The sequence below is a fragment of the Sorangium sp. So ce726 genome (assembly GCF_051521405.1).
GTDB lineage: Bacteria > Myxococcota_A > Polyangia > Polyangiales > Polyangiaceae > Sorangium.
Map to the genome: position 1 here is coordinate 10946673 of NZ_CP150349.1, position 21444 is coordinate 10968116.

Here is a 21444-nt window from a genome sequence, read left to right on the forward strand (position 1 = left end):
AGGGCCGAGCGCCTCCGGAGGTCGCTACGCGCTCGCCGCCGGCCGAGCCACCCCCGCGGCGGCCGCGGGCCTCCAGAGCCCCAGCGCGCGCGCGCACGGCAGCACCACCTGCGCGAGCGCCGCGCCCTGCAGCGCGCGCGCCTCGGCGCCGTCGAGGTGGCCGTGCGCCGCGAGCGCTACGGCGCGGCCGCCGCCCGGCTCGGCCCCCGGTGGGAGCGGGCGTCCGAGCGACGCCGCGGCGGCCTCGAACACCTCGGCCACGGCGCGGCGCACAGGCTCGCCGCCCGCCCCGATCGCCCACGCCACCGTGAGCCAGGCGAGCTCGGCGTGCCGCGCCTCGTCCTCCGCGATCACCTCGAGCGCCGCCCGCACCGCGGGATCCTCGGCGCGGACGCGCTGCTCCGCCGCGATCACCGCGGCCACGGTCTCGCCGACGCAGCCCTCCTCCGCGGCGGCGCGCGCCAGCGCCGCGAGATCCGCGGCGATCGGCACCGCCGGCGGCATCGGGAAGGCCGCCGGGCCCACGGGCGCGCCCCGGTACGCGGTCGCGAGCGAAAACCCGAGCCGCGCATGACCGACCTCGTCGAGCGCGGCGATGTGCGCCGCCTCGACGAGCGATGACGGCGCGCCGAGCGCCATGAGCTCCAGCGCGAAGCGCGCGAACGACGCCACCGATGCGTGCTCCTCCAGCGCGCTCCGCAGCCAGCCGTCCGCGAGCGTCTCCCGCTCCTCGTCCGTCAGATCCGCCAGCGAAGGCTGCTGCCCGCCGGCGCCGCTCGCCTGCCCGCGCGCGAGCCACCCCGCCTCGGCCAGCCGCGGAGCCGCCGTGACCCGGTGCCCCTCCAGCGTGAAGGGCCGGCCCAGGTTGGGGCAGACATGGGTGGTCACCTCGTAGCAGCACGCGCCCTCTCGCAGCTCCGGGTCGCTCTCCACCGACACGATGATTTCGTTCGTGTCTTCGCAGTTCCGGTAGATGGTCCTGAGCTCGTCCAGCGCCTGCGCGCGGTCCAGGCACGCCCCGAGCTCGTCGAACCATTCGAAGCAGCGGATGTCGGGGGCGCTTTCGGCCTCGGCCGCAGGCTCCCCGCAGCCGGGCGCTGCGACAAGGAGCGCTGCGGCCGCCGAGGGGCCAGCGCTCTGCAGGAGACGCGCGATGAGCGTTCGTCGAAAGGATCGGTCGAGCAGCATGACGTGCACCTCCAGCCCATGCCTGCTGCCTCATGCGCGCGGCGAGGAGCTCGGAGCAGGGCGGCTTGTGCGGGACGCTATCGCAAGCCATGGTCCACCGCCGGCCGGAGCTCGATCGCGTCGAGACCAGCGGTTTTCCGGGGCGCGCGGCGCACTCCCCTCGATCGTCGCGCCGCAGCGCTGACACACTCCGGCCCCCCCGCCCGGGCGCGACCGTGACGGAACCTGCGCGACAGCGCCCCCTACAGGGGGCTCACGTTGGTCGTGAACGACGCGTTCCGCAGGAGGCGCCGCTGGCCGAGCGGCGTCGTGAAGCCGTTCTCCTTGTGGAAGGTCGAGGTGCTCCCGCCGCAGCTCGGATCGTCCCCGGCCCACCGCTCCGGGCAATGCGCCAGGATGTAGTCGCGATCCGGGTTGCTGCTGCCGAGGCCGTTCCACCGGGTGTGCTTGATGCAGGCGGCGCCGTCCACCGTCCACTCGGCCTCGAGGCTCATGCCAGAGCCCACCGTCTCGGTCTGGATGCCGAGCGCATCCCAGACGTCGATCGCCGTCCCGTTCTGCGTGTGCGGCACGCCGTCGCCGCAGTAGTCCGCGCGCACCATGCGGATGCACGCTTGATGGAAGTACGAGAGATCCCTGTCCTCGCAGCCGCTCTCATTGCACTCCGCCTCGGCCATCCATTCCCTGTAGCCCCACTCGGCGCACTTCCCGATCGCCGCGCCCTGACAGGCGAACGTGAACATGCCCTCGTCGTCCGAGTGGGCCCCCGTCACCGCGTCCCACGTCCCCTTCACCGGGATCGCGTCGAGGCCCTCGCCGCAGATGTTGACCGAGACCCCGAGGCCGGCGTTGTACTTCACCGTGTAGTACTGGATCCCGTCGCGCTCGACGACGTTCGTGACGCGGACGACCACCGACGACCCATCGTCCAGGACCGCCTCGACGTCCGCGCCGATGAAGTCGGCCCCGGCGACCGGCGCGCCGTCGCCCTCGCGCGTCCCGACCAGCGTCGTCGCGTCCAGCGAGACCCCGTTGAAGCGGACCCCGTTGAAGCGGACCCCGTTGAAGCGAACCCCGTTGAAGCGGACCCCGTTGAGGTTCATGCCGTTGAGCCGGCTCATGGCGAACGAGCTCTCCGCCAGCGCCTCCTCGTCCTCGCCGCCGTCGATCTCCGCGGCGCAGCCGGCGCCGACCGATATCAGAACGACCATCGCCCCTGCCAGGAACCCTCGCTTCACCATGATCGCCTCCGAACGCTGCCGCTAAAGCCGTGACGCCTTGCGCATCGACGGTCTTCCTTCGAGCGGTCGGGCCCCGATCACGCGAGCGATGAAGCCCGCGTCGGCTCGAGCGCCGCAGGCCTCGTCGCCTTCACGGTGGTGGAGGAAACGAGGCACAGATGCGGAGCCCGATCACCGGGTCGAGGAAGGTGCCATCAACGACGGTCCGGTTGTCACTTCGGACCGAGGTTTGATCATAGATATAAGCACCACCTCGCAACAGCACTTTGTCGGTCTCGATCGAAGAGATGGCCCACTCCAGCACGTTTCCCGCCATGTCATCGACCCCGAACGGACTACGTGAGGCAGGGTGCGAGCCCACCTCATCCGGCCCCATCGTGGAGCTCTCCTTGCCGTAGGTCTCATCGAAGTTGGCGTCGCTGGGAGACAGCCTGTCCCCGTGCGGGAAGATGCGGCTGTCGGCGCCCCGCGCCGCGCGCTCCCACTCGTAGTCGGTGCAGAGGCGGGCTCCGCGGACGCGGCCTGTCCTGTGGAGCCACGCGGCATACTCGGTGGCCTGAGCGAAGGAGATGCCCGTGACAGGGAAACGAAGCCAGTCCTGCTGCGCGCGGACCGCCCGCGATGGGTACACGAGCGGCTCCCCTGCGCGCGCCGTGTACGCCTGTACCGTGGGCTGGATCGTGAGCTGCCACACACCATTTGGCAGGCGGCGCAGCCCCAGGGCGCCTGTCATGGCGCCGTTGCCCGCCTGGATGGATGAGCTACCGCGGGACTCCTTCGGGAGCTCCTGGATGTAGTCGAGCCACTCCTGGAACGTCGTCTCGTGTCGCGCAATCAGGTACGCGCCTGTGCGGATCTCGTGGAGAGGAACGGTGGAGAGGAACGCCCACCGGTACATGTCGTCGAGGGCGGCGCCGAAGAGGAACCGGCCCGGCGGGATGTAGATGTACCCGGGAGGAACGTCCCCGGCGTGCGGCAGCGGGATGGAGAGCTTCAATGACTCTCCGCGTTGGACCAGGAACGGATAACGCACGATGGTGCGATTCCGCGCCTCGCAGGTGAGCAGGTAGGAGCCCTGCGCGAGCGCGATGCTCGCGAAGGGCGTCGTCCCGAGGAGGTGCTGTCCGACCAGCTGCCGGCGCCCCTCCGCGTCGCTCTCGTACCGCTCCAGCGTGATGTCCGCGCCCGGGGGATCGGTCTCGATGGCGACCTCGACGGGCGCGTTCCATCGCTGCCGGCGCACGCCGTCGGGATCGTACGTCGTCATGCGCTGGAGCAGCTCGTCGCGCAGCGAGGCGTGGCCGCGCGCTTCCGCGGCGAGCGCGCGCTCGTAGAGCACGTCGCCGAGCCGCGCGCGCGCGTCGTTGCGGGCGCCGTCGAGCGTGAGCGCCGCCTCCAGCTTCTGGCTCACCTGCAGCTGCAGCCGCTCGGCCTCGGCGGCGCGCCTGCGCGTGAGCTCCCAGAGCGCCTCGCCCTCGTCGCGGCGCCGGCGATCGAACGCCGAGAGCGCCTCCACGCGGAGCGCCTCGGCCTGGGCGCCCTCGAGCGCCGCGGCGGCCGAGGTGAGCGCGGCCTCGTGGATCTTCCTGTCCGCACGCGCGGCGAGCTGGCGCGCCGCCCTGAGCTCCAGCGCGCCGTAGAGCAGCGCGGCGATGAGCGGGACGCCCACGACGAGGGCCCACCGGACCGCGCGCTGCGTCAGGACGGCGCGCCGCGACGCCCTCAGGAACGCCGCCTCGCGCGGCGGCAGGTCGGCCGGATCGAGGCCCCTCGCCTCCTTGAGCTGGCGCGCGCTGAAGAGCGCGTCGCGGCGCCGGCCGAGCCGCTCCCACTCGGCGGCCGACGCGTCGAGGCGCTGGCGCGTCGCGCGCTGCTCGCGCTGCTCCTCGAGCCAGTGGCGCAGCGTCCCCCAGCCGTGGATCAGGGCCTCGTGGGCGATCTCGTAGACCGTCCCCTGCTCCCCTTCACGGGCGAACAGGAGGCGGCCCTGCACGAGCGCGTCGAGCGCGGCGCGCGCCGCCCCGTCGCCGCCCTTCTCCGCGAGCTCGCCCTCGGCGCGCCGCGCCCGCGTGCCCTGCGGGGTGATGAGCGCGCCGAGCAGCCGCCGCGCGGCGGCGTGGACCTCGGGCGGCATGCGGCCGAGCACGCGATCGGCGTGGCGGGCGAGCGCGCCCTCGACCCCGCCGATCTGCGCGAGATCGGCGCTGCTGAGCGGCGCGTCGGGCGCGGCGCGGGCGTCCCAGAGCTCGGCGAGCGCGAACTGGAGGAGCGGCAGCCCGCCCTCGGCGCGCGCGGTGGACTCGACGAGCGCGTCGACGACCGCATCGGACTCGAACGCGACGCCCTTGGCCCGCGCCGGACCGGTGATGGCCTCGCGGAGCTTGTCCGCCGACATCGGGCGGAGCAGGTAGAGCGCGCGCTCGATGTCGTCGCCCAGGCCGGAGATGCCGGCGACGCGCGCGAGGAAGTCGCCGCGCACCGTGGCGAGCAGGCGCAGGGAGGGCGAGCGCGCCGCGAACGCGCTGAGCACCTCGCCGACGAGCGCCGCCTCGCCCGGGCTGCTCAGCGTCGCGAGCTCCTCCATCTGGTCGATGAACAGCACGAGCCCGCCGCGCTCCCCGAGGCGCGCGCGGAGGTCGCGGGCGAGGGAGCCCGGCGCGGCGCGCACGGCCTCGGCGATGCGCTCGGCGGGGGCGCCGAGCACCGGCTCGAGCGCGGCGGCCAGCGCGGCGAGCGGCTGCCGGCCGGGCACCATCATGGCCGCCTGGAAGGCGCGGCCGCCGCCGAGGGCGCCCTCGAGCACGAGCGAGAGCACGCCGGCCCGGCAGAGCGAGGACTTGCCCGAGCCCGAGTCGCCGGCCACGACGATCATGGGCTCGGAGCGGAGCCGGTCGAGGATCGTCCCCGTCTCGGAGCTGCGCCCGTAGAACACCGCGCGGTGCTCGAGATCGAAGACGAGGAGCCCGCGGTACGGGTTGCCCTCCGGGGCGACGGAGGCGTGGCGGCTCCTGGCGAGCAGCTGCTCGAGCGCGTCGCGCAGCTCGTCGCCCGAGGCGAAGCGGTCGGCCGGATCGATCTCGAGGCACCGCTCGATGACGCCCGCGAGCCGCGGGTCGACGCCCGGCGCGAGGGAGGCGAGGGGCCGGGGCGCCTCGCTCTGGACGACGAGCGGGAGCTCGGTCATCGGCACGTCGTGGTGCGGCGGGACGCCGGCGCAGAGCTCGAAGAGCAGCGCGCCGAGCGAGTACACGTCGGAGCGGCGCGTCGCGAGCTCGTCGCGCCACAGCTCGGGCGGCAGGTAGTGGGGCGTGCCGCCGCCGACGCTCGTCGTCGCGTCGAGCAACCGCGCCGCCATCTCGGCCGCCTCGCGGAACTCGCCCTCGAGCGGCTCATCGCCGGGCGCGATCGCCGCGTCGGCGTCGCCCTGCGAGGAGCGCAGGGCCTCGCCATCAGAGAGCGCGTCCGCGCCGAGCGAGTCGGATCGCCCTCCGGGCATGTCGGATCGGCCTCCGGGCATGTCGGATCGGCCTCCGGGCATGTCGGATCGGCCTCCAGGGACGTCGGATCGCCCTCCGGGCATGTCGGATCGCCCTCCTGGGACGTCGAATCGCCCTCCTGGGACGTCGGATCGCCCTCCGGGCATGTCGGATCGCCCTCCTGGGACGTCGGATCGCGCCCCGCGCGGGTCGGGCCGCGCGGCCGGCTCGAGGAGCTTTGCCAGGCCGAAGTCGAGGAGCTTCGCCTCGCCCTCCGCGGTGAGCACCGCGTTGGCCGGCTTGATGTCGAGGTGCAGCACCCCCCGGCGGTGGGCGGCAGCGAGGCCCCGCGCAAGGCCCGCCCCGAGCTCGAGCACGCGGCGCGAAGGCATCGGTATGTCGACGCGGTCGAGGCTCTGGCCGCGGACGAACTCCGAGACGACGAACAGCCGCCCCCGGAGCTCGCCCACGCGGAAGACGGCGACGACGTTCGGGTGCTGGATGCGGGCGGCCGCGCGCGCCTCGGCGAGCAGCCGCGCGCGCACCTCGGCGTCCGCGGTCGCCGCGCGGATGAACTTCACCGCGACCATGCGGTCGAGCAGCGTGTCGTGCGCGAGGTACACGTCGCCCATGCCGCCGCTGCCGAGCTTGTGGAGGAGCCGGTACTCCTCGAACCGGCTCGGCGGGTGGAAGCTCGACGGGCCGGGGCTCTCCGGGCCGAAGCTCGACGGGGCGAGGCTCTCCGGGCCGAAGCTCGACGGCGGCAGGACGTCGCCCGCCCGCGCCTGCGTCTCTGCGCCGCCGGGGCGCAGGATCGCCTGCGAGAGGGTTGAAGCAATCTTCTCTTTCACGAGGGCCCGCCTCGCGCCAAGCGCCCGGGGACTATACTCGAGCTGAGCGTTCCCCGTGGGGTCCGCAGCCTGACGCCACGCAACGAGGGGCTACCGGGTCTTCCTCGAGAAGACCACCGGGCAGTTCGTGACCGAGGCGCTGGCCCGCGCGGGCCCCCCCCACCGCGACGCTCGAGCGCGTGTCAGGCGTCGTGGACCAGGTCGGACCTGTCGCTCGCCATCAGGCTGCCCTCGGGCAGGGCCGAGAGCACCACCCGCTTCGGCGCGTCTCGGTATCCCCTCCCTGCGGACGACGGCTCCGGATCCTGCTCCCAGCTCACGGCGCCGAGCACCGTCACGCGATCGCCGGGCGCGATGAGGTGCTCGCGACAGCGGAGCACCCTCTCGTAGCGCCACTCCTTGCTCGGGTCTCCGCGCTCCCGGAGGAAGGCCTCGAGCTCCTCATCCCCGTCCCTGAACCAGCTCGATCCCTGCTCCCTGTCGGCGGGCACCGCGGTCTTCATCGACGCCGATCGCACGTGGGCGCGGCCCGTCCCGTCGTCGAGGAGGAAGTCCACCGCCTTCTGCTCGCAGAGGATCTCGTGCCAGCCGGCCCCGCCCAGCAGCTTCTCGAGCGTGATCTTGTAGTAGACGCAGCTACGGCCCGACAGCGGCGCGCGGAGCCCCTCGCCAGCGCTCCGCACGTTGCCCGTGAGCCGCGCGGTCTCCTGCTCCGCGACGTCGCCGACGCGTGTCTGCGGAGACGCCCGCAGCCTTCGGAGGATCTTCTCGCCCTCCGAGGGCTGGTCGGCCAGGCGCCAGAGGCAGGAGATGACCAGCGTCAGGGAGAAGGCGAAGATGGCGCACTCGACGAACAAGGGTCCTCCACCCGCGAACGATAACCCATTGCCCCCCGCCTCCGCCCTGCGCGCTCAACCCTGCTCCAGGCCGGTCGACTGGCCCGCTATGTAGCGCCATGCGCCCTCGCGGAGCGCGTAGACCTGCGTGGATCGGAACCGCGCGCTGAACGGCTCGCCATGCCAGGTCCCTTCGTCGCGCACCACGCAGGTCACCACGGCGAGCTCGCCGTAGCTGCGCACACTGACCTCCTCCGCTGTCTGCGCGCTCCAGCGCAGCGCGCCCCTCTCGACCGCCGTCAGGTACTCGGTCTTCCCCCAGAGGGCACCCTGGGAATTGACGTACGAGAAGTCGTCTGCGAGGAGAAGCGCGAGCTCGGCGAGGTCGCGCGTCACCAGGGCGCAGGCGCGGCGCTCCATGATGTCGCGGATGGCTTTCTCGAAGGCGGGGTATTCGTCGGTCATAGGGGTCCGGGGCGCGCAGCGCGGCTCGCGTGGCGACGCGCAGGGGGCTCGACCCGTCGAGCCAACGCGACGTCTGCGGCGCGCGACGTCGTCTGCTGGATCGCGAGTGCGTGGATTCGTCCTCTGGTGGGAAGCCCTCTCCCGGCCAGGCTCCAGGACAAGGCCATGATCGTCAGACCTGTAGACGTGAAAGGAAGCAGCTGCGACGCGTCGCGATCTACGTCAGAGCTTCCTCTGCGCTGGACGCGGTGACGGCCTGCTCAAGCCATCGGTGCAACGTGGCCACGTCGACGCAGCCGTCGATCTGTGCCTCCAGCGCGGGACTGAGCGCGAGCCCACGCCGCGCCAGCACCGTGCGCAGCGCAGCGCGCGCCTCGGTCAGCCGGCCTTCCTGCTGGCCCTCCTCGATGAGCTCCTCCTTCACCTCCGGGCTATCGGCGAGCAAGGTGCGCAGGATCCCCTGCCGGCGCGCCTCGATCTCCGGATCATCGGAGCGAGCGAACCGCCGCTTCAATTCCTCCTGGGTCCACGGTGACATCGGCATGTACTGTAGCATGGAGAGCACCCATTCCACTTCCCGCCGCGGTGCGACCCACCGGGCGAATTCGTCCAGCGCCCGTCCCGAGCGCGCCACCAGGAACGGCACCAGCTAGCCAGGGGAGCCAGGCCGTCGGGCCGCAGCACCCGGAGGTAGCCGTCGGCCTGCACCCGATCGAGGCGAACCTCTGGCGCCTCCTGCCATGCGGCGGCGCCGCCCGTGACCCGCGCCGCTTCCTCCGCGAACGTCTGCTTCGCGAACCGGTCCAGCTTTCCCACACGGCTCTGATATCGATGCTCGGGCACAAGCGCACTTGAAATAACCACTCTGCTGGGCGGAAATAGAGAAATCATTCCGGCAGGACGCGCGTAATTGCGCGAGCCTGGTCAGCCCTGCCGAAGGCTCCAGCCGCCGGGAAGCCGGCGCTCAGCGCCCGGTCATGTAGAACGTGCCGAGGCACATCTCGTCGGTCGTGCCCTCTCCCCAGACGACATCCCTGGGGACCCGCGGCTGTCCGTCGATGATCGGCTGCTTCTCGGGCGTGTTGTCCCAGTGGCAGTCGATCGACAGCTTGTCGCCCGGCTCGAGCACCTTGGGCTCGGCGAGTGTCAGCGGCGCTCGTGGACCCCGCCGCTCGCGGGCTCGCGCCGGAGGAAGAACGCGATGACCTCGGCGAGCTCGTCGCGCGCGGCCACGAGGAGCACCGTGGCGCCCCCCGCGACGACGGAGGAGCCGCGCGGCGCCTCGACGCGGCCATCCGGGCGGTAGACGCCGGCGAAGACGCACGACGAAGGGAAGCTGGCGCTGCCCGCGATGGTGCTCACCGTGCGGCCCGCGATCACCGAGTCGACCGGGACGTCGAGCTCGAACGCGACCGACTCGCCGGTGCCGAGCACCATCGCATGGCGGACGCCCGGGTGCTCGATGGCGGTGGCCATCGCGCCGATGAAGACGTCGATCTCGGAGAGGATCCTGTGCACCCCCGCGCGGACGTACACGCCCCTGTAGGCGGGGTCCCGCATGCGCACCATGACGCGCTTGGCCCCCCCGGCCTGCGCGAGGAGCGCCACGGCGAGGTTGTCGGCGTCGCGGCGGAGCATCGCCACCACCACGTCGGCGCGCGCCACCTCGGCCTCCTGGAGGAGCCCGGCGTCGGTCGCGTCGCCCACGAGCGAGACGAGGCCGTGCCGCTCGAAGGCGCTGTTCGCGATCGACTCGTCGCGATCGACGATCGTCACGTCGTGGCCCATCTTCGCGAGGTGGACCGCGACGCTGAGCCCTGCGCGCCCGGCGCCCGCGATGAGAACGCGCATGTCAGCTCTCTCCTTCGTGCTCGTGGGGGGGGCCGCCGTGCGCGGCGTGTCCGCCAGGGAGCTCCACCATGGCCCTGTCGATCTGGTTCACATGGGCGTGCGCGGTGTCGGCGGCGATGAGGCCGCGCCTCGCCGCGTCGAGCACCGCCGCCTTCTGCGCCGAGAGGAGGGCGAGATCGGTGAGGTGGTCGCGGACCACCTCGCCCTGCGGCGTCTGGAGCGCCACCTCCGCCTGGATGACCTGCCGCTGGAACGCGGCGCGGCGCTCGGCGTGCTCCTTGCGGGACACGAGGCCCGCCGCGAGCAGATCGTCGAGCTCGGACTGGCCGCGCCGCGCGGCGATGAGCGTGGCCTTCGCGGCGTCGAGCACGCTGTCCGCCGTCGGGATCGCGACCCCCAGGACCTTGAGCAGCCGCGCGAACGGCAGCGCCTGCGCGACCAGCGTGACGAAGGTCACGCCGAAGACGATCGTGATCAGGCGGTCGCGGTACGGCAGGCCGCTCGGGAGGCTGAGGACGGCGGCCATCGACAGCGCGCCCTTGATGTTGCCGACCAGCATCACGTGCTGCCAGCGGAAGGGCACGACCTCGCCCGTGAGCGCCCGGAGCACGCCGAAGCAGCCGTAGACGGCCACCGCCCTGCCCGCGTGCAGGGCGATCAGCGCGAGGCCGATGGATGCCGCCTCGCGCACGAGCATCTCGGCCTGGATCTGCATGCCGACGAGCTCGAAGAGCAGCACGTTGAGGCAGAAGCCGCTCGTCTCCCAGAAGCCCTGGAGCGCGAGCACGCGCGAGGGCTCGAGGATGCGGCGCGCGGCCTTGCCGACGATCACCCCGAGGACCACGACGGCGATGACCGGCGAGGCGTGGAGCCGCTCGGCGAGCAGGGCCGTGGCGAAGACGAGCACGATGGAGGCGAGGATCGCGGTCAGGTGATCCGGCGTGCGGCGGAGGAGGGACGCGCCGACGGCGCCAAGCGCGCCCCCGACGGCCGCGCCGCCGGCCATGGCCAGGGCGAGCGCGCGGAAGCTCTCGGCGCCGTCGAAGGAGCCGCTCACGAGGACCTGCGACGCGAGCACCACGAGCACGAGCGCCGTGCCGTCGTTGAAGAGGCTCTCGCCTTCCATGATGGCCGCCAGCCGGTGCGGCACGCGGACGCTGCGGAAGGCGAGCAGCACGCTCACGGTGTCGGTGATCGAGAGCAGCGCGCCAAGGAGGAGCGCCGCGGCGAACGGGAGCGCGAGCAGCTGCGTCGCCACAGCGGCGGTGCCGAGCAGCGAGATGAGCACGCCCGGCACGGCGAGCGCGAGGATCGGCCGGCTCGCGCCCCTCAGGCTGTCCGCGTCGGCGAACAGGGCGCCCTCGAAGACGAGCACCGGGAGAAACGCGATGAGGATGACCTCCGGGTCCATCGGCGCCTTCGGGAGCACGTCGACGACGACGAGCAGCAGCCCCACGAGCACGAGCGCGACGTTGTAGGGAATCGCGACGCGCTTCGCGCCGATCGCGACCGCCGAGCCGACGGCCAGGACGAGGAGCAGGCTCTCGAGCCGCTCCCTCATGGGGCGCCTCGCGGCCGCGGCGGCGGCACGAAGAGGACCGACGCGCGCGGCGGGCGTAGCGCAATGTGCACGGGGTCCGCGGGAGAGCTCACCGTGGATCCTGCGCTACCTGATCGCCTCCGGAATCGCAAGACGCGAGAGGCACCGCCGGGCAGCCGGGCGAGAGGCGCGCAAGCGTGTGCGCATCTCGCCCGGCCGCCCGGGAAGACGTGCGATATCGACAGATCACATAACACGACATCGGCGACGTCCTCGCGTCCTCATCGTGCAGCATCCCCGATACCGGATCTCAGCGCTCGCAATGCTCTTTCAGCAATGCGAGCAGCGCGTCGACGTCGACCGGCTTGCTCAAGAAGCCGGTGGCGCACATCTCGTCGACGCGCGCGCTCTGCGCGCCTGCCGTCATCACGACGACCGGGATCGCCGCGAGCGCCGGGTGCCGGCGCTGCTCCACGCGGAACGCGTAGCCGTCCATGGTCGGCATCATCATGTCCAGCAGGATGATGCCGGGCGCCTCGTGCTGGGCGAGATACGAGAGCGCAGCGCGCCCGTTGGAGGCGGTCACCACGCGATAGCCCTCGTCCGAGAGCAGCAACGTCAGGGCATCGACCACCCCCGGGTCGTCATCCACGATGAGGACCGTGCCGGGGTGACACCGGCTCGGCCCCCACGCGGCGTCCTGGTGCTCCTCGTTCACGCGATCCCCCTCGACAGCGGCGGCCGCGCGGGTCAGCGCGACGGCGCCGGAACGCGCGGCAGGGTCACGCGGAACGTCGCCCCTTCCCCGGGCGCGCTCTCGACGTCGAGCGTGCCGCAGAGCGCGTCGACGATCTTGCGGGCGATCCAGAGCCCGAGGCCGAACCCGCCGCGGTGCCGCTCCGTCGGGGAGAGCTGGACGAACCGCTCGAAGATCCGGCCTTGATCCTCCGGCGCGATCCCGGGGCCGTGGTCACGGACCGAGAGGACCGCGCGCCCGTCTCGCTCGGCCACGCTGACCTCGATCGGCGCTCCTGGCGCGTGCTTGACCGCATTCGCCAGGAGGTTCACCGCCACCTGCTCGACCCGCATCCGGTCCCAGGTGCCGACGACCGGCGCGTCCGCCCGCAGCGACAGCGCGCAGCCTGCCTGGCACAAGCTCTCGGAGAAGCGCTCGGCGGTCGTCCGCGCAATCTCGGCGAGGTCGACCTCCTCGTAGGTGAGCGCGAGGTGGCTCGACATGGCGCGAGAGAAGTCGAGGAGGCAGTTCACGAGCTTCTCCAGCCTGCTGCACTCCGCCTTGACCTTCGCCAGCCGCTCGGCGAGCTGCCCCGCAGAGGACGCCCCCTTCGCGCCGGCCCGCAGCAGGGCCTCGAGGTACAGCTGGAGCGAGGTGAGCGGCGTCTTCAGCTCGTGGGACGCGATCGAGATGAAATCCTCGCGCATTCGCAGGGCCTCCTCGAGCTCCGCCGTGCGCAGGCGGACGCGCTCCTCGAGCTCCTCGTTGAGCTTGCGCAGCTCCTCCTTGGCGATCTTGAGCGACGAGCTCTCGATGAGCTCCCACGCGTCGCAGCGCCGGATGAGCGCGAATTGATGGCTCCGCACAGCGTCGAGGACGCACTCGGGGTGGCATTTGCCGAGGCAGTAAGCGCAGAGGCCGATGGCCCGGTGCCCCTGGAGCGCCCCGTTCAGCCTCATCTCGTAATCAGCGAAGCTCTTCCAGTCGCGCACCTCGAGGAAGGACGAGTTCCCGCTCCCCCGCAGCCCCGAATAGCCACGCTGGAGCGCGAGCTTCTCTCGCTCGATCCACATCTGGTGAAGGTTCTCGGTGGTGAGGCCGCCGGCCTTCGCGTACCAGTCGCGATAATCGATGATCTCGAGCTGCCCGCTGCGCTCGAGCGCGTCGACGTCGGGCACGGCCGCTCTGAACAGCTCGCGCGCCTGGTCTGCCTGGAGCGGCGCCGCCGTGACCCAGACACACTGCGCGTTGCCGCGGATCCCCGCCCGGAAATACGGGACGAGCGCATCGGCGAGATCCCGCTGCGACTCGTAGAACTGACAAAAATGCGAACCCCACGGAAGAAGGCCGACCCCGGGGATGCCGCTCTCTACGCCGGCAGCTTCCATGTTCCGTATGCGCCCCTCACGTCATGCGCTGTGGCGCCGACGCAAAGAGTCCGCAAGCCGAGCGAGGGGCGATTCTGGTTCTGCCGTCCTGTCAGCCTGCCGGCAGCTGAACGCAGAACCGGCTCCCCCGCCCCTCGTTGTCCCTGACGTCGATCCTGCCGCCGTGCGCCTCGGCGACCAGCCGGCAGAACGTCAGCCCGAGGCCGCGGCCGGCCGCAGAGATCGCGCCCCCGTCGGCGAGCCGCGCGTACTTGTCGAAGATGCGGTCGCGCAGGTGGACCGGGATCCCCAGGCCCTCATCGCACACGTTGAGCTCGACCCAGCCCGGGTCGAGCCACCGCGCCTCGAGGCGCACCGCGCCGTGGGGCGGGCTATGACGGAGCGCATTGTCGACGAGGTTCAGCAGGACGCGCCGCACGAGCTCCTCATCGGCTCGGACAAGACAGCTCGGCATGGCGGGGCAGAGCTCGATGCGCTGCCCACGCGACGCAGCGAGCGGCGCCAGGATCTCGGCCACACCTTCGAACAGCGACGCCGGGTCAAGCTCGGCGAGCCGCAGCACGAACATCCCGTGCTGGCGACTCCCGACGTCGAGCAGGTTCAGCGCGGTGCGCTGGATGACCTCGGCCGAGGTGAGGACGGCACTCCACCGGCGCCGCTCCGGCTCCGGGAGATCCTGCTTTTTCAGGCGTGCCTGCGCGGCGAGGATGATGCCGGCGGCGGGACTCCTGAGATCGTGCGCGAGGAACTCGCTCAGCGCCTCGTTCTGCCGGTGGAGCTCCTCCAGGGCCTTTTGCCTCTCCTCGAGATCGCGGTTCGCCGCCTCGACCTCGCGCGCCCGCGCCTTGCCCTTCTCCAGGCCGTCGTGGAGCGCGACGTTCTCCAGGGCCACGGCGGCGCTGCCGGCGAGCGCCTGGAGCAGCGACACCTCGCTCTGCGGGATCTCTCGTAGGGAGCTCCAGTAGGTCCCGATCGCCCCGAGAGGAGCGCGCGCGCGGATCGGCACCATCGCCATGCTCCGCACGTAGGTCGGCCGATAGGCGTCGAGCGGGACGCGGGGATCGCGCGTGATGTCGCCGATGACAGCCGGCCTCCGATTCAGCATCACCCAGCCGCTGACGCACGCCGACATCGGAAACCGCTTCCCCTGCCAGAGCGGGGCGATCGAGTCTTCCTGCGCGTAGTAACAGAGGTCGCCGTCGCGGAGCACGAAGGACGCGCCGTCGGCGCCCGTGAGGTCGCGGGCGGCCCGATCGACAATCTGCATGATCGCCTGGAGGTCGCGGGCCAGCGAGAGGTCCTGCACGACGCTGATGAGGCGCTCGCAAGGATGGAGTTGTCGGAAACTCGGGTCCGAGTCAGCGAATCTCTCGTGGCCCTCGGGTTCCATCTGGTACGGTGTCTAACGCGCGCTGGCGCGCACGACAAGGCGAGCGCGACGCGTCAAACGACGTTCCCCAGCGCAGGTCGCCGCCAGTGTCCGCGCGCCCGCCTCGCGCTCGGCGGCCGTGCAGCGGCGGCCGCTCTCCACGCGGCGACCCCGAGGCCGACCTCTCGACGGACGCACGCGCGTCCTCGAGCGCCCCGCCCGCTCGCGTCCTCGCACAAGCAGCAGAACCCTCCTTCCGCCAGAACCGCTGTCGGCCATCGCTTCATGCCGAGCGCCGAGGGGCGATGTGGTGGGGCAGCGGGCGCTCGCTCTCCGGCGGGGGTCGCGCGGGCCTCGATCCGCCGCAGCGCGTCTAGCGATGAGGCTGGCGTCTCGGCACCCTCACATGATATCACCACGTTACGGTTCGCCATGGTGCCAGGCTCGAGGACCCCAGCGCCGAGAATCAGAGCAGCATCCCACCTCTTCGCACCCGGTGTTGTGGCGGCGCTCACAGCGCGTTGGTTCACCCACCGTGAGAGGTCTGGGGCTGGCGCGCCGAGGATCGTCGCTTCTGGCCCCTTGCAAGGACTCAATGGACGACAGGCTCGCTTCGCTCTCATGTAAGACACTGCTTGACGGCACACCTACACCGCTGGCGTTGCTCTCCAGCGCGGGGGAGGTGGTCGCCTGCAACGCGGCCTGGGAGCGCTGCGTGGGCCCGTCCGGGCGGCTCCTCGAGCGCGTTCACGAGGACGATCGGGGCGAGCTGTCAGCCCGGATCACGGGCGCGCGCGCCGCCGCGGGCAGCGTCTCCGCCGCGGCGCGCGTCGTGGGCGCCCGCGGGGAGAGCGTCCCGCTGCACTGGACGCTGTGGCGAGCCGACGACACGGCGCTCTGGGCTGCCGTGAAGCCCGATCGCGGGGCGTGGGAGGCTCAGGCGCGCATCCTCGTCGACGTGTTCCAGACGATGGATGCGATCGTCTGGTGGTGCGATCGGGCGGGCACGCTCCATGTCTCCGACGGCAACGGGCTCGAGAGCATGGGGCTCAAACGCCATCAGCTCGTCGGAATGAACATGTTCGATCTCTACGGCGCGGACGCGGACATCATGGGCCTGTGCAACCGCGTCCTCGAGGGGGAGCCGGTCCGCACAGACACCGTGGCCGGGGGCGTGCACTGGATCGTGCACTACGCGCCCCGCCGGGACGATGACGGCGAGATCGTGGGCGTCCAGACGTTCGGCATCAACCTGGCCGACGACGTCAGGCTCGCCGTGAAGGGGGAGCTGCTCCGCGCTTGCATCGACAGCATGCCCATCGCCATCCTGGCGTTCGACAGGGCCGGCAGCTGCGTGATCGCGCAGGGCGGGGCGCTCGCGCAGATCGGTTGTACGGAGCGAGGCGAGCTGGGCAAGCACATGCGCGAGCTGTGCGGCGACACGGAGGAGGTGCGCGCTGCCTTCGAGCACGCCCTCTCCGGGGAGATCGCGCAGGTCGAGCAGCTCCGGCGAGACAGGATCTGGCGGACGAGGTTCGTTCCCCAGAAGGACGTCCTCGGGGAGACCACCGGCGTCGGCGCCATCTGCGAGGACATCACGCAGCAGCTCCGCGTCGAGCAGCAGCTCCGGGAGCAGCTGCGGTTGACGCAGGATCAGCAGGAGTCGATCGCGCGGCTGTCGAGCCCCATCATCGAGGTCTGGCAGGACGTGCTCATCGTCCCCTTGATCGGCTCGGTCGACGCGGATCGCGCGGCGATGGTGATGGAGTCGCTGCTCGCGAGCGTGGTGGAGAAGCAATCCGCCTTCGCCATCCTCGATCTCACCGGGCTCGATTCGGTCGACACGACGACGGCGCAGCACCTCATCAAGATCATCAATGGATTGACGCTGCTCGGCTGCAAGGGCGTGGTCACCGGCATCCGCCCGCCGGTCGCGCAGACGATGGTCGGCCTCGGCTTCGATCTCTCGCAGGTCAAGACGCTGCGCAGCCTGAAAGAGGCGCTGCGCTGGTGCATGGGCGCCCGGCGCGGTGGAAGCGCCGCGCCGTACCGCGCGGAGCGCCGCTGAGGCGCCGCGCCGGCCGCACCGCGTGGAGCGCGGTGCGGCGCGGCGCTAGCTCGACTCGGTCGACTCCGTGGCGACTCAGTGGCTCGTCGGATCCGCGGGATCCGTGCCCGCGTCGCACTCATCGCCGTCGAGGAACCCGTCGCCGTCGCGGTCGATGCCGATGCGCGTGCCCGAGCCCGGCGGCACGCAGGTGTACGTCACCGGGTGCCCGGTGAGCGCGGCGAGCGAGCGCAGGACGAGATCGCTCAAGGGCGGGGCCGCGGCGCGCGCCGTGGTGAACTGGCCACCTCCGATATAGAGGAGGCCGGTCTCCTCGAGGAGGAACGGGAGCTTCGCCACGAGGTCGCACTCCCCGACCTCGGCGCGCTGGCGGAGCAGGTCGATGCGCGGCCAGGCCGCCGTGGCGTTGTGCGAGCCGAGCGTGACCTGCTGCCCGACGATCGGGGCGAGGTTCGTGTCGAACGCCAGCATGAACTCCACGGCCTGCTCGCGGAGGAGCTCGCCAGGCGCGCCGGGCGGGAAGCCGTTCGGCGAGAACTCGCTCTGCTCGAACCCGATCGCCTGGTGGAAGCGGAAGAGCGTGTCCATCACGCCGTCGTGCATGAACCCGAAGCCGCGGATCTGGTCACCCTTGAAGTCGTTGTCTCCCGGGTGGAAGAGGCTCAGGACAGGGGCCATGCCGAACATACCGACTTTCTGGTACATGTTGCGCAGGTGCGGGATCTTGAAGCTCTGGCCGTTCTCCTGGCCGATGCTCGCGCCGTCCGTCCCGAAGAAGCCAGGGAAATCGCTGGTACTGGCGTTCCCGTCCGGGTCCAGGGTATGGCAGGAATTGCATGAGAAGGTCCCGGCGCCGCCTTCGCGGAAGAAGTGATCGCGCCCGGCCTGTTGATCGGTGTTCAGCGAGTTGTCCAGGTTCCGGATCGGGTTCGGCGGATACTCGAGCTGGAGGATGAAGTCCGTGAACGCCTCCATGTCCTCGTCGGGGATCGGCGCGTGCCGGCCGAGCAGGTTGGTGAAGCCGCCCTGGAATTTCTTGAACGCCTCGCGCTCGTTGAAGGCCCCGCTGTCCGGCTGCGCGGTGGACGCGTCGTTGCCGCCCGTGCGATCGCCGCGCCAGTGCATCGGGCCGTGGTTGGCCATGCCGCGCAGGCTCTGGGTCGTCATCGGCCCTTTCATGGGCTTCAGCGAGGTATCGGCGGGGAACGGCGGGTTGATGTTCGTGAACGGCCCAGGGTTCGTCACGGTCTCCCCGTCGGGGTTGCCGAGGTCCCATGCCAGGCTATCGACGTCGCCGAAGACGTGGCAGCTCGCGCACGATGAGTCGCCGTGGGCCGACGAGAAGCTCGCGTCATGGAGGAACTTCCGCCCGCGGACCACGCTCTCCGGCTCGGGGTTGTGGAGCGCGAGGTGCGCCGTCTCGGCGTTCGTTGTCGTGTTGACGACCGAGATGGAGTTGTCGAAGCGCGTGAGCACGTAGAGGCGGCCGCGCGGCTGATCGAGCGCGAGCCCGCTCGGCCCGCCGCCGGTGACCTGGATCTGGCTCGCGAGGCTCGGCGTGAAGGTGTCATTCTCGATCTGGGCCGTCTGGAAGACCCCGACCTTGCTCGACCCGAACGCGGCGACGTAGAGCTTCGATCCGTCGCTCGTCACCGCCATGTCGACCGGCGTGGCCAGGCTCTTCGCGTTCTCGGTGTTGGGCACCGGAGCGCAGCACGTCGAGTAATTGATGTGTTTGTTCAGGTGCCGCGGCAGGACCGAGCCGCCGCTGCCGAGCACGGAGATCCGGCTCTCGTGCAGGTGTCCCCGGACGCTCGTGCCGGCGAACGTGCCCGGGCCCTCGAAGCGATCGAGGTTGAACGCCTCGGTGTTGGAGACGTAGACCTTCCCGTTCGCCGGGTTGACGACCATGTTGTAGAGGACGGTCCCGACGCCGGTGAAGAAGCCGGCGCTGCCGGGCCGCTGGACAGGGGGGTTGGCCGTGGCGTCGATGACGAAGACGTCCTTGTCGGGCAGCGAGAACATGACCGAGTCGTCCCAGGGGTTGCCCCCGGCGTCGACCCAGTGGGCTCCGTCGTGCTGGACGATGAGCGACGTCGTCAGCTGCGGCTCCCCGAGGTAGTTGGTGAACGGCGGCAGCATCCCACCTTCGTCCTCCACGATCGCGCGGTGCACGGCGGTCGTGCGGTTGCCGGTGTGGAAGCCGGCGGCGTACACCGAGGCCCCGTTCGGGCTGACGGCGAGCGCCCTCGGCGTGTCGGTGAAGAAGGAGAGGATCGTGAGGGGCGTGCCTCCGAGCGAGGTATCGGTCGCGACGGTATTCGCGTTGAACACCCAGACGTCGGCGCGGCCGACCCCGGGCGTCGTCAGCTGCGGATCGAACGGCGCGTTCTGGCCCCGGTGGGCGGCGGTGATGAACGCGCGCGAACGCCCGGGACCAGCGAAGACGATGTCCCGTGGCTCGTCCCCGACGAGGAGCGTGCGCACGACCCGCGGCCGCAAGGGGAACGAGACGTCGACGACGCTGACGCTATCGGAGAGGTGATTGACGACCCATACCTCGCCGTCGTTGCGCGCGGCGACGGCGACGGGCTCCAGGCCCACGCTCACGGAAGAGATGTGAGTCAGACCACCCGACGAAACGTAGAAGATCTCCAGACGGCCGTCGGGCGTATTGGCCGCGAAGAGCAGATTACGGCTTGGTGAGAGCGCGAGCGGTCGGACCTGACCGCTCTCGAAGAGGGTGTACGACTGAGCCGCCTCCGCGGGTGGTCCGACAGCGAGGCAAACGAGCGTGGCGGCGGTGAAGAGCAGGCGATTCTGGGAGCGCAGTGCACGATGTGGGCGCATACCGACCTCCTTGCCAGGGGGCTTTGGCAAAAGGACTCCTCAGTGTAGAAGTGCACGGTTATCCTTGAGGAATCAAGAACTTCCTGATGCCGTTAGTGTGCTCCCTGTTGTGCGGCCAACAAGGGTGACGTCGTGATGCGGCCGTGTCGCGTTTGTCGTGTATCTCGCCGTGTGTTTCGCCGCGTGTATGCGCGAACTGCCTACACAGTGGCTATGTCAACGACTGTGGTGTGCACCAGCGGAGACTCCGGCGCGCTGCGAGAGCAGCTCGCCGAAAGGTCCGATAGGGAATCCGATCGGGAGAAGGAGAGCGGCGCCGCGCACGCCGCGCGACCGGCGAGGAGGACGTCTCGCGTGGGCCGAAAGGTCGTTGGATCCTTGTTGCTGGCGGGCGTCCCGGTGTTCATCGCCGCCGCGCGCAGCGCCTGGACCGCGGGCGTGGCTCGAGACTAGGATCGTTCCTCGTACACATCGAGCCTCGGGAGATCGCCATGTGCCGGAACATCAGGACGCTGTTCAACTTCGAGCCGCCGGCGACGGAGGAGGAGATCCAGGCGGCGTCGCTGCAATTCGTGCGAAAGCTGAGCGGCTTCAACCGGCCGTCGCAGGCCAACGAAGCGGCGTTCGCGCAAGCCGTGGAGGACGTCGCGGCCGCGGCGCGCGTGCTGATGGCGTCGCTGTCCACGACCGCCGCGCCGCGGGACCGCGAGGTCGAGGCGGCCAAGGCGCGCGAGCGCTCGCGGCTGCGCTTCAGCCGGGGCTGAGGCGCGGGGCCACCGCGCCGTGCTCGGGCGGCCCTCCGGCTATCGCGCCGTGCCGCGCGCCTTGCGCGCCGTGCCGTGCCCCTTGCCTTCGCGGCGAGGGCTCGGCGCGGACGGCTCTCCTTGCCGTGGTTGCGCCGCCTGCGGTGATTGCCGTGGTTGCCCCGCCCGCGCCTCCCGGGCGCGCCGCTCCGGCAAGCACACAACGCGCGCGGCGATGGCCATGCCCTCGAGGAAGGCCTCGCGCGTCGCGGCGCCGTACTTCAGGCCGCGCGCCGAGGAAACCAGGGTGTCCGCGAGCTGGCGCCCGGTGACCCCCGCGGGCTCGTAGGCGGTCGCGAGCCCGGAGGCGCGCAATGCCTCGGCCACGGCCTCGACGAACCGCCCCTCGTGCTCGGCGACGAGGGGGCCGACGAGCTCGTTCGCGGCGGTCGAGAGATCCGCCGCGTCGGCCCCGAGCGCGCCCACGAACCGGCCGATCCACGCGTCGAACGCGGTCACGAGGCGGTCCTCCAGGGGGCGCTCCGCGTCGGCGAGCGCGGCCGCGGCCGCGGCGAGCGCGGTGTCGAGGAAGTACCCCACGGACGCGCGGAAGAGCTCCTCCTTCGTGGCGAAGTGGAGGTAGAGGCCCTGCCGCGAGACGCCCGCCGCGCGCGCGACCTCGTCCATCGACGTCTTCCGGAAGCCGAAGCGCAGGAACACCGTGAACGCCGCGTCCATCAGCCTGCGGCGGCGCAGATCCTCGGCGGGTCTGTCGGTGGAGCTCGGCTCGCCCTCGTTCACGATGGTCAATATTGACAAGATAAGACCAAATTGTCAACAGG

16 protein-coding genes are annotated in these 21444 nt (G+C 71.2%); 2 read left to right on the top strand and 14 right to left on the bottom strand.

The window, feature by feature from the left end; translation table 11 throughout:
* Positions 1 to 24: 24 nt before the first annotated feature.
* From WME79_RS40710 to WME79_RS40765, 12 genes are all read right to left on the bottom strand, one after another.
* Positions 25 to 1188, bottom strand: a complete 1164-nt coding sequence (locus WME79_RS40710; RefSeq protein ID WP_437526189.1) for a ferritin-like domain-containing protein — start codon at positions 1186 to 1188, stop codon at positions 25 to 27.
* Between the two features lie 242 nt (positions 1189 to 1430).
* Positions 1431 to 2429: an ADYC domain-containing protein gene (locus tag WME79_RS40715; RefSeq protein WP_437526192.1), complete on the bottom strand. Its 999-nt coding sequence runs from the start codon at positions 2427 to 2429 to the stop codon at positions 1431 to 1433.
* Positions 2430 to 2559: 130 nt separating this feature from the next.
* Positions 2560 to 6756 carry an nSTAND1 domain-containing NTPase gene (locus WME79_RS40720; RefSeq protein ID WP_437526195.1) on the bottom strand — a complete coding sequence of 1399 codons (4197 nt, stop codon included), beginning with the start codon at positions 6754 to 6756 and terminating at the stop codon, positions 2560 to 2562.
* Positions 6757 to 6938: 182 nt separating this feature from the next.
* Positions 6939 to 7613 carry a hypothetical protein gene (locus tag WME79_RS40725; RefSeq protein ID WP_437526198.1) on the bottom strand — a complete coding sequence of 225 codons (675 nt, stop codon included), beginning with the start codon at positions 7611 to 7613 and terminating at the stop codon, positions 6939 to 6941.
* A gap of 54 nt (positions 7614 to 7667) precedes the next feature.
* Positions 7668 to 8057, bottom strand: coding sequence for a nuclear transport factor 2 family protein (locus WME79_RS40730; protein WP_437526201.1), 390 nt, complete (start codon positions 8055 to 8057; stop codon positions 7668 to 7670).
* Positions 8058 to 8274: 217 nt separating this feature from the next.
* Positions 8275 to 8703, bottom strand: a complete 429-nt coding sequence (locus WME79_RS40735; RefSeq protein ID WP_437526204.1) for a hypothetical protein — start codon at positions 8701 to 8703, stop codon at positions 8275 to 8277.
* Positions 8704 to 9021: 318 nt separating this feature from the next.
* Positions 9022 to 9186 (bottom strand): hypothetical protein, encoded by a 165-nt coding sequence (locus tag WME79_RS40740; protein WP_437526207.1) that lies wholly within the window; start codon positions 9184 to 9186, stop codon positions 9022 to 9024.
* 17 nt (positions 9187 to 9203) lie between these two features.
* The gene (locus tag WME79_RS40745; RefSeq protein WP_437526209.1) at positions 9204 to 9908 is read right to left on the bottom strand and encodes a potassium channel family protein; all 705 of its coding nucleotides are present in this window, start codon (positions 9906 to 9908) and stop codon (positions 9204 to 9206) included.
* A gap of 1 nt (position 9909) precedes the next feature.
* Positions 9910 to 11469 carry a cation:proton antiporter gene (locus WME79_RS40750; RefSeq protein WP_437526211.1) on the bottom strand — a complete coding sequence of 520 codons (1560 nt, stop codon included), beginning with the start codon at positions 11467 to 11469 and terminating at the stop codon, positions 9910 to 9912.
* Between the two features lie 289 nt (positions 11470 to 11758).
* Positions 11759 to 12166 (bottom strand): response regulator, encoded by a 408-nt coding sequence (locus tag WME79_RS40755; RefSeq protein ID WP_437526214.1) that lies wholly within the window; start codon positions 12164 to 12166, stop codon positions 11759 to 11761.
* A gap of 32 nt (positions 12167 to 12198) precedes the next feature.
* Positions 12199 to 13572, bottom strand: coding sequence for an MEDS domain-containing protein (locus tag WME79_RS40760; protein ID WP_437526216.1), 1374 nt, complete (start codon positions 13570 to 13572; stop codon positions 12199 to 12201).
* 91 nt (positions 13573 to 13663) lie between these two features.
* Positions 13664 to 14878, bottom strand: coding sequence for an ATP-binding protein (locus WME79_RS40765; protein WP_437526219.1), 1215 nt, complete (start codon positions 14876 to 14878; stop codon positions 13664 to 13666).
* A gap of 778 nt (positions 14879 to 15656) precedes the next feature.
* Between WME79_RS40765 and WME79_RS40770 the strand changes: the two genes are divergently transcribed.
* Positions 15657 to 17009 (top strand): PAS domain-containing protein, encoded by a 1353-nt coding sequence (locus WME79_RS40770; RefSeq protein ID WP_437526221.1) that lies wholly within the window; start codon positions 15657 to 15659, stop codon positions 17007 to 17009.
* A gap of 75 nt (positions 17010 to 17084) precedes the next feature.
* Here WME79_RS40770 and WME79_RS40775 read toward each other — a convergent pair whose 3' ends face one another.
* Complete coding sequence (locus WME79_RS40775) at positions 17085 to 19859, bottom strand: hypothetical protein (protein WP_437526223.1); 2775 nt, start codon at positions 19857 to 19859, stop codon at positions 17085 to 17087.
* A 491-nt stretch (positions 19860 to 20350) separates the two neighbouring features.
* Between WME79_RS40775 and WME79_RS40780 the strand changes: the two genes are divergently transcribed.
* Positions 20351 to 20623, top strand: a complete 273-nt coding sequence (locus tag WME79_RS40780; protein ID WP_437526226.1) for a DUF2277 domain-containing protein — start codon at positions 20351 to 20353, stop codon at positions 20621 to 20623.
* Between the two features lie 39 nt (positions 20624 to 20662).
* Here WME79_RS40780 and WME79_RS40785 read toward each other — a convergent pair whose 3' ends face one another.
* Positions 20663 to 21421, bottom strand: a complete 759-nt coding sequence (locus WME79_RS40785) for a TetR/AcrR family transcriptional regulator (protein ID WP_437526229.1) — start codon at positions 21419 to 21421, stop codon at positions 20663 to 20665.
* Positions 21422 to 21444: the final 23 nt, after the last annotated feature.